This window comes from Agarivorans sp. DSG3-1 (assembly GCF_046774965.1).
In the GTDB taxonomy this organism is placed as follows: Bacteria; Pseudomonadota; Gammaproteobacteria; order Enterobacterales; family Celerinatantimonadaceae; genus Agarivorans.
Genome location: NZ_CP177241.1, coordinates 2,606,508 through 2,619,100 on the forward strand (window position 1 = coordinate 2,606,508; position 12,593 = coordinate 2,619,100).

Genomic DNA, 12,593 nt, shown 5'->3' on the forward strand with positions numbered 1-12,593 from the left:
TAATAAAATTCAAGCTATTCACAAATATTCAACATTTAGCTTGGCGTATTGTTTAGTTAACAAATTATTGTTTGAGCTTGATTTCAGCGCTGATCAACGGCAAAAAAAGCGTTATAGTGTGGGAATTAACACGCCTTGCCCCCTAAGGGATAACCTAGATGAAAAAACTGATTGTTGAAGAGTTACAAGAAGCTGCCACGGTATTAAACGCATTTATTGCCGATGAAAAAAATATTGATGCTATTGAGCAAGCAGCCCGCATGCTGGCAGATAGTTTTAAACAGCAAGGTAAAGTGCTTGCGTGTGGTAACGGCGGCTCGCATTGTGATGCAATGCATTTTGCCGAAGAGCTTACTGGCCGATACCGAGAAAACCGTCCGGCGTACCCTGCCATTGCTATCTCTGATCCAAGTCATTTGTCATGTGTGAGTAATGATTACGGTTACGAATTTGTATTTTCGCGCTATCTAGAAGGTTTAGGCCAACCTGGAGATGTACTATTTGGGATAAGCACCAGTGGTAACTCTGGCAATATTGTTAAAGCGATTGAAATGGCTAAAACAAAAGGCATGAAAGTTATTATTCTGTCAGGCAAAGATGGCGGAAAAATGGCTGGCCAAGCCGACGTAGAAATTCGCGTACCGCATTTTGGTTTTGCGGACCGAATTCAAGAGATTCACATTAAAGTGATTCATATTCTGATCCAGTTAATTGAAAAGTATATGGCTGAGTAGGCAATTGTCCTTAAAGAATTTAACGAGCGAGTTGTAGTATGTGTGAGTTACTAGGAATGAGTGCAAACGTTCCTACCGATATTTGTTTTTCTTTTACTGGTTTAGTACAACGTGGTGGAGTGACAGGCCCACATGTTGACGGCTGGGGTATTACTTTTTACGAGGGCAAAGGCTGTCGCAGTTTTAAAGATCCTGCACCGAGTTGCCAATCAAAAGTTGCTGAGTTGGTACAAGCGTTTCCCATTAAAAGCCAAGCGGTTATCGGTCATATTCGCCAAGCCAACCGTGGCTGTGTATCGCTGGAAAATACTCATCCTTTCACGCGAGAGCTTTGGGGACAGAATTGGACTTATGCGCACAATGGCCAGCTGAAAGGGTATAAGCAACTTGATACCGGCTTTTATCGCCCAGTGGGCGATACCGATAGTGAGCGCGCTTTTTGTTGGCTATTAGAGCAATTACGAATTAAGTATCCACGTAAGCCAGCCAATATGGCGGCAATGTTTAAGTTTGTGGCAAGTTTAGCTGACCAGTTACGCGACAAAGGCGTATTTAATATGCTGTTAAGTAACGGTGAGTTTGTGATGGCGTATTGTTCAACAAATTTACACTGGATTACGCGACGCGCACCTTTTGGTGAAGCCCAACTCGCAGATGCTGATGTCACTATCGACTTTTATAAAGAAACCACGCCCAATGACGTGGTGACGATGATCGCCACTCAACCTTTAACCAATAACGAACAATGGCAAAAGATTACTAGCGGTTCTTATGTATTGTTTAAAGATGGGGAGCTGCAATAAAAAAAGCGCCAATTGGCGCTTTTATTAATTATCTGCGTAACCGCTGCTGGGTAACTGCTGGCCGTCGAGTTCGGCGTAATCACCTTGCATGACTAAGCGCTGCTCGATAAACCAATTTACCACTAATGGATAAATAGCATGTTCTTGAACTTGCACTCTATCGGCTAGGTCATCTGCACTATCTTCTTCAAATACTGGCACTTTAGCTTGCAGTACTACCGGGCCGCCGTCTAACTCTGCTGTTACAAAGTGTACGCTACAACCGTGTTCTTGGTCTTTAGCATCAATGGCGCGCTGATGGGTATGTAAGCCTTGGTACTTAGGCAGTAATGAAGGGTGGATATTCAGCATTTTTCCGGCGAAACGCTCCACAAAATGTGGACTTAAAATACGCATAAAACCCGCCATTACAATTAAATCAGCTTGTTGCTGTTCAATGGCTTCGGCTAGGGCAATATCGTAGCTTTCGCGGTCACTATATTGTTTAGGGTTTACAACTACCGTGTTAATTGCTGCCTGCTTGGCACGCTCAAGGCCGAATGCATCGGCCTTGTTGCTTATTACCGCAGAAATAGAGGCGTTAATACGCCCCTCTTTACAGGCATCAATAATGGCTTGCAGGTTAGTCCCTGAACCTGAAATTAATACAACAATGTTGCCAGCCATTAATAATCCTATTTAAATTCTACTTGGCCTTCACCTTCAGCGACATTTTCAATGTGGCCAATTTTCCATGCAGATTCGCCATGCTCGGCCAATAAGGCTAGTGCGGCTTCAACTTCTGCTTCTGGTAGGGCGATTACCATACCTACACCACAGTTAAAGGTGCGGTACATTTCTTCACGTGCAACGTTGCCGTTTTCTTGTAACCAATTGAACACTTCTGGCCACTGCCAGCTGTTTTCATCAACTACCGCTTTAGCACCTGCTGGCAATACGCGTGGGATGTTTTCCCAGAAACCGCCGCCAGTAATGTGTGATAAAGCGTGTACTTCACATTGCTTAAGCAAAGCCAGTACCGATTTAACGTAAATTTTGGTAGGAGTTAATAGTGTTTCACCTAAGGTGCTGTCGCCTAATACTTGTTTAGGGTCGGCATTTGATACTTCTAGGATTTTACGAATTAACGAGTAACCGTTTGAGTGCGGACCGCTAGACGCTAAAGCGATAAGTGCGTCACCCGCAGCGACTTTGGTTCCATCGATAATGTCGGCTTTCTCTACTACACCTACACAGAAACCTGCAATGTCGTAGTCATCGCCATGGTACATGCCTGGCATTTCAGCCGTTTCGCCACCAATTAAAGCACAGCCAGATTGCTCACAACCTTGGCCAATACCTTTCACTACGTCTGCTGCAGTATCTACTTCTAGCTTACCGGTCGCGTAGTAATCAAGGAAAAATAACGGCTCTGCACCTTGTACAATAAGGTCGTTTACACACATTGCTACCAAGTCGATACCAACGGTGTCGTGTTTTTCCAAATCTAATGCAAGACGCAATTTAGTGCCTACACCGTCGGTGCCAGCTACCAATACAGGTTCTTTGTAACCAGTTGGCAATTGACAAAGTGCACCAAAGCCTCCTAATCCACCCATTACTTCAGGGCGCTGCGTACGTTTACTTACACTCTTAATACGTTCAACTAATGCATTACCAGCTTCGATATCAACGCCAGCATCTTTATAACTTAGAGGGGTGTTTTGTTTAGTCACGGGATTACCTTGCAACGAACATGGAAAAAAATTTCGCGATATTTTAGCAGTCTTAGCGTCGCTGGAACAGTATTAAACGATAACTAAGACATTTTGTTGATATTTGCTAACATATCCCCATTGAGCCTGATTTAAACTAGCGGCTCACAATTCGGTAATTCAAAGGAATAGAGATGAAAGTTGTTGAAGTAAAACATCCCTTAGTGCGTCATAAAATTGGTCTAATGCGCGAAGCAGATATTAGCACTAAGCGTTTTCGTGAATTGGCTAGAGAAGTATCGGCTCTACTCACTTACGAAGCTACAGCAAACCTAGAGATAGAAGACGTAACCATTGCGGGTTGGAATGGCCCTGTAACGGTTGAGCAAATTAAAGGTAAAAAGGCTACGGTAGTGCCTATTTTGCGCGCCGGCCTTGGCATGATGGACGGTGTTCTGGAGCACATGCCTTCAGCTAAAACCAGTGTAGTAGGTATTTACCGTGATGAAGAAACACTTGAGCCTGTTCCTTACTTTCATAAACTTGTAGGCCAAATTGATGAGCGTTTAGCGATTGTGGTTGATCCTATGTTGGCCACTGGTGGCTCTATGATTGCCACCATTGACCTATTGAAAGATCAAGGTTGTAAAGACATTGTGGTATTGGTTTTAGTAGCAGCACCAGAAGGTTTAAAAGCGTTAGAAGCTGCACACCCTGATTTGGTCTTGTATACTGCATCAATTGATGAAAAGCTAAACGAGCAAGGCTACATCCTTCCAGGATTAGGTGATGCTGGCGATAAAATCTTTGGTACCAAATAAGGTCCCATCGTTTTATAGAAATTAAATCTCTAGGAGAGTGTAGTGATTAAAAAGTGGTTGTTAATACTGAGTTTGGCCTTTGTGTTTTTCCCCGTGAGTGCTGCGCAGCAAAGCGATTTGTACCGAATTGAAGCAAGCGCTACTGGTGATAACAAGCAAGATCAGCAACACGCTTTTGAATTGTTAATGCTGCGCTTAACTGGAGATGCTATTAGTAGCTCAAATGCTTTAGTGGCGAAAGCAAAGGGTAATATTAACCCTTATATACAACAGTTTTCTTTTGGCGATGACATTATTTCGGTGCTGTTTAACGAGAGCAAAGTTAATCAGTTATTGATGCAAGCTCAGCTGCGTTTGTGGGGTAAACAACGTCCAAACATTATTTTGTGGTATGCCAATGAGCAAAACTTTAATCGTGATTTACTGGCAGACAGCTCTCAGCAAGAGTGGCTGCAACAAAGTCGCCAACAAGCTCAGTTATTAGGTTTGCCTATTCGCTTACCTGTGATGGACTTAGAAGACAGCATGGCGGTTAACGTAAATGATGTATGGGGGGGCTTTGATGGCCCGCTGTACACCGCGAGTGAGCGCTACGCAACGCCATTAATATTAAGCTTTAGACAATATCCTCAAGGTCAAAGTTGGCAAATTCAATGGCGCTTACTTGACGGTACTAGCCAAGTGCAATTAGATAGTGGCCAAGTACAGGCGTCGCTTGAGCAAGTAGGCGCAGAAGCAATGAGTGCAGTGAGCGCGAGTTTGGCTGCACGTTATGGCGTAGTGCTTGGTGAGGGTGAAGCTGAAGCAAGCTTAGTGAGTTTTGCAAATGTAACAAGTATCAACAAGTATGTTGAGCTAGAACGTTTCCTTAACCAGCAGCCTAGTGTAGCAAGCGTAACCCTGCATCATGTTCAGCACGACATTTTTACTTTCGAAGTTCAGTTATTAAGCCCTTGGGAAGACTTACAGGCCTCTTTAGATATCGCGCCAAGGCTTCAGGCTGATGAATTAAGAGCCAAGTACTACTACTTCCAATAGCAAACATTTTTCATCTTAATAATGAGCTGGTACAATGCATCAAGTTTTTGTATCAGCTTTGATTTAACACTTTGACATTTTCCCCGCAATTATCACTTCCTGTACATTTACCTGATGATGAAACCTTGGTGAGTTTTTACCCGGGCGATAATCAACAGTTATTAAGTGCACTGCGAAATCTTGCTTTAGATAAAGGCGAGAGGATGCTCTATTTGTGGGGCAGTGAAGGTTCGGGTAGAACTCATTTACTGCATGCTAGCTGTACCGAAATGGCAGATGTCGGCGCGGCGAGTGCTTACTTACCTTTAGACCTCCATGCGGCAATGTCTCCGCAAATGCTGGAAGGTTTAGAGAGCATGGCCTTAGTATGCTTAGATAACATTGATGCGATTGTTGGTATTGATGCTTGGGAAGAAGCGATTTTTGATTTTTATAATCGTCGTAAAGAATTGGCTTCTACAACTCGTTTGATTGTTACCGCCAATGCGCCTGCGCCACAGCTTTCCTTTGGTTTAGCCGATTTACAATCGCGTTTAAACTGGGGCGTTACCTACAAGTTACATGAGTTGGATGACGAGCAAAAACTGAGTGCCTTGCAGCTACGTGCTGAACTACGTGGCTTAAAAATGCCGTTAGAAGTGGCGCGCTTTTTATTAAAGCGTTTGTCGCGAGATATGCCTACATTATTAACCAAGCTTGATCTGCTCGATCAAGCGTCGATTACCGCACAGCGCAAACTTACCGTACCGTTTGTAAAAGAAATCCTCGAACTTTAATCCGGCGACTTATCTTTTAGCTTTTTTAAGCCGATGCCTAACTCTTTGCCTTTATGTTTTGCGTATTGTAAGCCAAACCAAAAGGCTGCTAATACCAATACTAACTCAACCGCAGCTAACCAGCGCTCACTCTCAGAGACAACCAATAAGGTTGTGCTATGCAATACGTAGAGCAGCAATACAAAGCAACTCCAAGCATAGGTGTAAGGCTTACCGGCGAGTATTCCTTTTAGTGGAAATAACAATGGCACCACCCAAAATGCCAGCATTAAGCCAAGGCTAATGTCGACGGGTGGGGAAAGCCACAAATGCCACATTAACACCCAAGCCAATAAGGCCAGATATGATCCTTTCGCTAAAATCAGCAGTTGTGCAGTGCTAAATTTAGACAATCTCAAGTACCTGCTCTGGTGGACGACCAATGCGTGCTTGGCCTTGGTTGATTACAATTGGGCGCTCAATAAGCTTAGGGTTTGAATGCATTGCAGCGACTAGTTGCGCAGGAGTCAGCGAGGCGTCGGCCAAGTTAAGCTCTTTGTACAAATCGTCTTTTGTGCGCATTAGTTGGCGAGGCTCAAGCTGCAGCATCTTAAGAATATCGTTGATCTCAACTTCGCTCGGCGGCGTTGTGAGATAAAGCACCACCTCTGGCTCAATACCTTTTTCTTGCAATAGTTGTAGTGTTTGGCGGCTTTTAGAGCAGCGAGGGTTATGCAATATTTTAATGTTAGACATGGTTAATCCTTTGGTAACAACTTAGTTGAGCGCTTCTAGTTCTTGCTCAGCAAGTTTGAATTGTTCGATTCTCGCCTGAATGCGCGCTTGTTCGAGATTATTTTTAGTCAGGTTATAGGCGCTGTGTAGCTCATCAATGGCACGCCGATAATCTGAATGTAATGATAAGTACTCTGCCTGCGCCGTATGACTAGCAGCTAAGTTATTTAGTCTTCGCTGAGTACGGCTTAATTCACCCCATCCAAGAGCGTCGTTAGGCTTCTCGCGTAAATAGCGGTCAAGGGTTTTTGCGCCATCTTCAAACTTACCGTTTTCGCTGTAAGCATGAGCAAGGTTAAGTACAATGACTTGGTTATTAGGGTAACGAGTTTGCGCTACTTTAAGCCGCTTAATGGCAGAATCGTATTGTTTAAGCGCTAGGTCGATATCAGTTTGTGTATCGATAATAAATAAGTTGTCTGGATGACGCTTGGCGAGATCATCAATAACCGTTTTTGATTCTTGGTATTTTCCCATTCCAAATAATGCCAGGGATTTACCGTAAAGCGCTGCGTCTTCAATCCGGTATTCTTTTCGCTGAATAACCCGTTGGTAGTACTCAAGGGCGTCAGCAGGCGACAATGTGCCGTGACGAACAATAATTCGTGACTTAGCCAATTGAAAAGACAGGGAGGGCGCAACATATCGATTAGGGTATTGATTAGCGCGTGCTCGGGCTTCACTTACTCGCGTTTCTGGAAGAGGGTGAGTAATTAACATTTGTGGTGGCTTGCTGGCATAGCGATACTTTTCTGACAGCTTACCGAAAAAGTTTCCCATACCACTTGGATCGTAACCGGCCTTTGCTAAGGTTCTTAAGCCGATGCGGTCTGCCTCAAACTCATTTGCACGGGTATAGTTTATTGAGTTTTGTACGCCCGCTGCCATGGTGGCTTGCAATGCTGCAATACCTGCTACGGGGTTAGCTAAGCCCAACAATAATGAGCCTAGCATACCTGCCATTGAAAGGTTTTGTGCTGCCGCTTGGTTTTCAATACTGCGCGCAATATGGCGCTGAGTAACGTGAGCTATTTCGTGAGCAATAACAGAGGCAAATTCACTTTCGGTTGCGGCGTATAAAAACAAACCCGTATGAATTTTCACGTAGCCGCCAAGAAAGGCCGCAGCGTTAATTTCGTTGTCGGTAACTAAAAAAAAGTTAAATGGGGTACGTACGGCATCAGCTTTAGCAACCAGTTGATTACCTAACTCAGTGACATATTCGGACAATACAGGGTCGTTGGTCATACGGCTACTGGCGCGAATAATGCGCATATAGGCATTGCCGTAGATAATTTCTTTATCGATGGTGAGCGCCGATGCCCCAGCAGTACCGATTTCTGGTAATTGATTATTGGCTGACATGAGCGGGGCATAGCAAAATAGTATGCTTGCCATAAGAAACTGGGCGAGACGCGTCATTGATTTCCGATAACTTTCCATATGTATCGCGAGAATACCCCGATTTTGTTTGTTATTCAAAAGCTATAAATTGAGTCCTGAACAATAGCCTGTAATAATGGCATTGTTATTTTATGGTAATTATTACAAATGCTTTGCCTCGATTTCAAAGAACACCAGTGTCCCTATCCGTTATTGGAGAGTAAGCTTTGGCTTAAACGGGCTCAAATTGGTGACCAAATACAATTGTTGTTAGGTGATAGTGGATCGCGTAGTGATATCCCCAAGTATTTTCGTCGACTAGGGCATGCTGTAACTATTGAGCAAAACGAACATCGCTTTAGTGTCACCATTACTGTCCAACCCTTAAAGGATTAAAGCTGTAACTATGTTTAAAGTCTTATCAAACTGGTACCACCGCATGTTCTCTGATCCGGAAGCGGTGGCCATGGCCTTAGTATTAGTCATTGGCTTTGTGCTTTTGTACTTTTTTGGCAACTTGCTCGCACCGTTACTAATTGCATTGGTTTTGGCTTATTTATTGGATTGGCCTGTAAGTTATTTGGCGAGCCATGGCTTTAGGCGTGGATTGGCGACGGCCTTGGTACTATTGGTGTTCTTCCTGATTGCTACTTTTACTGTGCTACGAGTGCTACCCACAGTGTGGAGCCAAGGTATGAACCTAGTGGCCGAATACCCGGTAATGCTTAATAGCAGCCAGCAGTGGTTAGAGTCTTTGCCGCAGCAATATCCAGAGTTTATTGATGGAGCATTGGTAGAAAGTGTTGTCGATAATGTACGAACTCGGCTAATGGGCATGGGAGAGCAGGTTCTACAGTCTTCTTTTTCTTCAATTGTTAATTTAGCAACCGTGTTGGTTTACAGCGTGTTAGTGCCATTAATGGTGTTTTTTATGCTGAGCGATAAAAAAGTACTGTTAAGCAGTGTGACTCGTTTCTTACCTAACGACCGTCGCTTGTTAACCCAAGTGTGGTCAGAGATGAATGGCCAAGTGATTAACTATATTCGTGGTAAAGCTATAGAGATCCTCGTCGTGGGCGGTACCAGCTATATTGTATTTGCGGTGATGGATTTACGTTACTCGGCATTACTCGGTGTGTTAGTGGGGCTGTCAGTTCTGATTCCTTTCATTGGCGCGTTTGCGGTAACGCTACCTGTGGCGATGGTTGGTTTGTTTCAGTGGGGTTTAAGCCCGCAGTTTGGCTACCTAATTTTGGCTTATGGGATTATCCAAACCATTGACGGTAACGTATTAGTACCGATTCTTTTCTCTGAAGCGGTTAACCTGCATCCTTTGGCCATTATTGTAGCGGTATTGGTTTTTGGTGGTTTGTGGGGGTTTTGGGGCGTATTTTTTGCCATTCCACTGGCTACATTAGTAAAAGCAGTGATGAATGCATGGCCGCATGAAAAAGTTGAAGAAGTTGAGGAAGAGCTTCCTCAACCTTAAATGAATAAGCTTAACCAGCTAAATAATCGAGCACTACTTGGTGGTGCTCTTTAGTTTTGAATTTGTTAAACACGTGCTCAATCTTGCCTTGCTCATCAATTAAAAAGCTGATTCGGTGAATACCGTCATACTCTTTGCCCATAAACTTTTTGAGGCCCCAAACGCCAAACTGATCAGCTACCGCATGGTCTTCATCAGAGAGTAAATCGAAGTTGAGTTGATGTTTTTCAATAAACTTGGGTAAGCGTTTTACTGGATCTGGGCTCACTCCAAATACCACAGTATTGGCATCTTTAAGTTGTTCAATACTGTCTCGTAAACCGCAGGCTTGAGTGGTACAGCCTGGCGTTAAGGCTTTAGGGTAAAAATAGACTAATACTTTTTTACCCGCGTAGTCACTAAGCTTAATGCGCTTCTCATCTTGGTTTGCTAGGTCAAATTGCGGTGCTGCTGCTCCGGCCGTCAATGTGTTCATCGAAGGTTCCTTGTTTAATGATGCTTAGTTTGACAAAAATTGCAGGTCGAATTGTTGGCTGCCTAACTCTTGGCACAATTGAGCAAATTCTTGTTCAATAATATTCGGTTGATGCTCTTGATTTAGCTTTACTTCAAATTCAGCATGAAGCATTTCCAATCCTTTCTCGGTAAAAAGATTGGACTTTAAGCCCACCATGCTCATATTGTGATCGCTAATAAACTGGGTCACTTTGCTAATCACGCCAGTAGCGTCGGGTAAGGTCAGTTGCAAAACGGCGGCATGAGAATAATCGATCAGTGTATGGCGCGATGTTTTCTTCATTACTGTGAGCAATTGCAGCTCAAGTGCAGTTACTGGCAAGTGAGTTTCTATTTGCACAATCGCGTTATGCGTACCAGATACCAGCATAATGAGGGTGAACTCGGAGCCAAACAAGGCCATACGACTGTCTACAATATTACAGCCACAACCTGAAACCAATTGGGTTAATTGATTTACAATGCCCGGGCGGTTGCTACCAACCGCTGTAACTACAAGGTACTGACTCATATTCTTTTTTGTATGCTTTGCAAGATTTAGAATCTCAGGATACTTGCTTAAAGAAGGGATTTCTAGCGGATAAGAACTGAGGGAGTATTAAAAGCGGAGTTTGTATCAAGCCCTTACGGTTTTCGCCTTGTGTTTATGAAAGTGGCTAAGTAGTATAGCGCCCTTACTCTGGATAGTTTTCGCTGGACGAAACCGTTTACCAGTTCATGTTTTAGTTTGTAAATGTAGTGGGATATGCAACTAGTTTCTTTTCAAACGATGAAAGTCGTGTTTTTTGGCAGCCTAGTGGCCACCCTTGCCGCGTGCTCAAGTTCCGGTGAAAAAAATCGCCAAGCCGAACGTAATTTTGATTACTTAGAGGCCACTCAAGTAGAGCCTTTAGCTATTCCCGCGGGCGTTAACCCTCCTGAATATAGTTCTGAATTTGTAATCCCTGAACCTAAACCCGACAGTGAAGAGCTGTTTGGTCGAGAAGTTGATGTACGTGCGCCGGTGCAGGTTATTCCGCTTATTGCTGGGAGTCGTATTGAAGATACGGATGATGGGCTGATTTTTTGGTTTGATATTTTACAAGCAGAATCAGCCGTTGAAACCCAATCCACCATGATGCAAACCATTAGTGACTACATTGCTTACCGTAAATCAACGGTTGTTCAACGAAATGATCAACAAGCTTTTATTGCCTCTGATTGGTTGGTTGACCGCGAAACGGTTGAAGGTAACTGGTGGCTTTTTTCTAGCGATACGGTAATGGAACAACGTCAAAAGTTTACTTACCAGTTAGAAGTTAAACCGCATGGTCGAACTGCTGGTTTACGCGTTAGCTTTATCGATGGTGAAATTTATCGAGACGGTAACGATGAAGCACTAGAGCTTGATGATTTTGATAAACAGCGTTTGGCTGTGGTTGAACTTAATCGTTTAATTGGCTACGTAAATGACCGTCGCGAAGAGTTAGAAGCCCAATTAGCCGAGCAGCGCGAGCAAACTCGTATTGCCGCAATGAGTGAAACTGAAAAAGAGCAGCTATTCGACGAAACCGTAAGCTTGGTTTTGGTTAACGATAGTGGAGCCTCTTACTTTAAAGCGCGCGCAGACATGGAAAAAACCATGAAGCGTTTGCGTTTAGTATTGCCATTGGCTGGTTTTACCATCACCGACTACATCGCAAACTCAGGTAGCTTATACCTCACTTACGAGCGTCCTCCAGAGCAAATATTAGAAACCTATGGTCTAACTACCATGGAGTTTGAAGAGAAAGATTATTTATTCACTGTGGGGTCTAACGGTAATGTTACGCAAATTACCTTAGCAGATGCTGAAGGAGTGGTGCTTAAACCAGGTGAGGTTAAAGCCTTATATCCTTATCTAGCGATTCTAATGAAGATGGGCATTGATACCAGCGATAGCTTGTCACGCTAATAACACTAGTCGATTAAGCCGAAACAAAAAAGGTCCCACATGGGACCTTTTTTCTTATACTGAGTATGAGCTTTTTTGTAAATTATTGTTTTTACTTTACAGCTCTATCGAACAGTAAAATTCTTTTTGTTTCTTAGTGTGGCACTTATTCTTGGTAATTAAGTCGTAGCTGAAGTTAAAGACCAAGCTCTGCGAGTCATACTGTATATGGAGGTACAATGATGAAAGCAATTTTAGCGGTTAGTATTTTACTCGCGTTAAGTGCGTGTAGTAATAGTCAACATAAGGGAGCTAGCAATGCCCCTGAAGGTCAGCAACCATTAAGCCAAGAGCAAAGTGGCCTAATTCAAGAGGTTGAGCCCAGTCACTCTAGTGTTGATACTATCGGCGCAAATGCCGATACCAGTGATGTATATATGTCGAGTATCGAGCCAGAAGTAGACGCTATGTTTGAGCAGCTTATTGTGCAAGCGGTTGCCGATGGAGATCATCAAAAGGCATTAAGATTTGTTCAAGATGCAGAGCAAGCTGGCTCTATCAAAGCCAGGAAAATTTACGAGGACGCGGTAAAAGCTCAACCTTAAGTTCAACTTTTATGTCGGCATCAACGTGACTCTGATTACACCATGTTG

The 12,593-nt window shown here is 43.5% G+C and carries 16 protein-coding genes; 9 read left to right on the forward strand and 7 right to left on the reverse strand.

Translation table 11 applies throughout. The features are described from left to right. The first annotated feature begins 158 nt into the window (after positions 1 to 158). Complete coding sequence (gene lpcA, locus ACLD71_RS12145; RefSeq protein ID WP_137674942.1) at positions 159 to 734, forward strand: D-sedoheptulose 7-phosphate isomerase; 576 nt, start codon at positions 159 to 161, stop codon at positions 732 to 734. Positions 735 to 772: 38 nt separating this feature from the next. After that, the gene (locus ACLD71_RS12150; protein ID WP_411990872.1) at positions 773 to 1,537 is read left to right on the forward strand and encodes a class II glutamine amidotransferase; all 765 of its coding nucleotides are present in this window, start codon (positions 773 to 775) and stop codon (positions 1,535 to 1,537) included. 24 nt (positions 1,538 to 1,561) lie between these two features. Here the strand turns inward: ACLD71_RS12150 and purN are convergent, their stop codons facing one another. Beyond that, positions 1,562 to 2,203, reverse strand: coding sequence for a phosphoribosylglycinamide formyltransferase (purN, locus tag ACLD71_RS12155; RefSeq protein WP_137674944.1), 642 nt, complete (start codon positions 2,201 to 2,203; stop codon positions 1,562 to 1,564). Between the two features lie 8 nt (positions 2,204 to 2,211). Further along, positions 2,212 to 3,252 (reverse strand): phosphoribosylformylglycinamidine cyclo-ligase, encoded by a 1,041-nt coding sequence (purM, locus tag ACLD71_RS12160; RefSeq protein WP_137674945.1) that lies wholly within the window; start codon positions 3,250 to 3,252, stop codon positions 2,212 to 2,214. 173 nt (positions 3,253 to 3,425) lie between these two features. Here purM and upp point away from each other — a divergent pair, with 173 nt between their 5' ends. From upp to hda, 3 genes are all read left to right on the forward strand, one after another. Next, positions 3,426 to 4,052 carry a uracil phosphoribosyltransferase gene (upp, locus tag ACLD71_RS12165; protein WP_137674946.1) on the forward strand — a complete coding sequence of 209 codons (627 nt, stop codon included), beginning with the start codon at positions 3,426 to 3,428 and terminating at the stop codon, positions 4,050 to 4,052. Between the two features lie 42 nt (positions 4,053 to 4,094). Then, entirely contained in the window at positions 4,095 to 5,090 is a 996-nt protein-coding gene (locus tag ACLD71_RS12170) for a DUF2066 domain-containing protein (protein WP_411990873.1), read from the forward strand. A gap of 71 nt (positions 5,091 to 5,161) precedes the next feature. Beyond that, positions 5,162 to 5,866, forward strand: coding sequence for a DnaA inactivator Hda (hda, locus tag ACLD71_RS12175; RefSeq protein ID WP_137674948.1), 705 nt, complete (start codon positions 5,162 to 5,164; stop codon positions 5,864 to 5,866). Here the strand turns inward: hda and ACLD71_RS12180 are convergent. The 3 genes from ACLD71_RS12180 to ACLD71_RS12190 are packed head-to-tail and all read right to left on the reverse strand — an operon-like array spanning position 5,863 to position 8,062. Beyond that, positions 5,863 to 6,258, reverse strand: a complete 396-nt coding sequence (locus tag ACLD71_RS12180) for a DUF2069 domain-containing protein (protein ID WP_137674949.1) — start codon at positions 6,256 to 6,258, stop codon at positions 5,863 to 5,865. The genes hda and ACLD71_RS12180 overlap by 4 nt on opposite strands. Further along, positions 6,251 to 6,601, reverse strand: a complete 351-nt coding sequence (gene arsC, locus ACLD71_RS12185; RefSeq protein WP_137674950.1) for an arsenate reductase (glutaredoxin) — start codon at positions 6,599 to 6,601, stop codon at positions 6,251 to 6,253. Before arsC ends, ACLD71_RS12180 begins: the two co-directional genes overlap by 8 nt. A 21-nt stretch (positions 6,602 to 6,622) precedes the next feature. Continuing rightward, positions 6,623 to 8,062 (reverse strand): M48 family metalloprotease, encoded by a 1,440-nt coding sequence (locus tag ACLD71_RS12190; protein WP_137674951.1) that lies wholly within the window; start codon positions 8,060 to 8,062, stop codon positions 6,623 to 6,625. A gap of 129 nt (positions 8,063 to 8,191) precedes the next feature. Between ACLD71_RS12190 and ACLD71_RS12195 the strand changes: the two genes are divergently transcribed. Next, the gene (locus ACLD71_RS12195) at positions 8,192 to 8,419 is read left to right on the forward strand and encodes a sulfurtransferase TusA family protein (RefSeq protein ID WP_411990874.1); all 228 of its coding nucleotides are present in this window, start codon (positions 8,192 to 8,194) and stop codon (positions 8,417 to 8,419) included. A gap of 10 nt (positions 8,420 to 8,429) precedes the next feature. Further along, complete coding sequence (locus ACLD71_RS12200) at positions 8,430 to 9,512, forward strand: AI-2E family transporter (RefSeq protein ID WP_137674953.1); 1,083 nt, start codon at positions 8,430 to 8,432, stop codon at positions 9,510 to 9,512. 10 nt (positions 9,513 to 9,522) lie between these two features. Here ACLD71_RS12200 and bcp read toward each other — a convergent pair whose 3' ends face one another. Further along, on the reverse strand, positions 9,523 to 9,987 hold the full coding sequence (gene bcp, locus ACLD71_RS12205; RefSeq protein ID WP_137674954.1) for a thioredoxin-dependent thiol peroxidase: 465 nt from the start codon (positions 9,985 to 9,987) through the stop codon (positions 9,523 to 9,525). 24 nt (positions 9,988 to 10,011) lie between these two features. Continuing rightward, the gene (locus ACLD71_RS12210) at positions 10,012 to 10,539 is read right to left on the reverse strand and encodes a glycine cleavage system protein R (RefSeq protein WP_137674955.1); all 528 of its coding nucleotides are present in this window, start codon (positions 10,537 to 10,539) and stop codon (positions 10,012 to 10,014) included. A 234-nt stretch (positions 10,540 to 10,773) separates the two neighbouring features. Between ACLD71_RS12210 and bamC the strand changes: the two genes are divergently transcribed. Both bamC and ACLD71_RS12220 read left to right on the forward strand, forming a co-directional pair. Next, positions 10,774 to 11,961, forward strand: coding sequence for an outer membrane protein assembly factor BamC (gene bamC / locus ACLD71_RS12215; RefSeq protein WP_411990875.1), 1,188 nt, complete (start codon positions 10,774 to 10,776; stop codon positions 11,959 to 11,961). Between the two features lie 218 nt (positions 11,962 to 12,179). After that, positions 12,180 to 12,545, forward strand: a complete 366-nt coding sequence (locus tag ACLD71_RS12220) for a hypothetical protein (protein ID WP_411990876.1) — start codon at positions 12,180 to 12,182, stop codon at positions 12,543 to 12,545. Positions 12,546 to 12,593 lie beyond the last annotated feature (48 nt).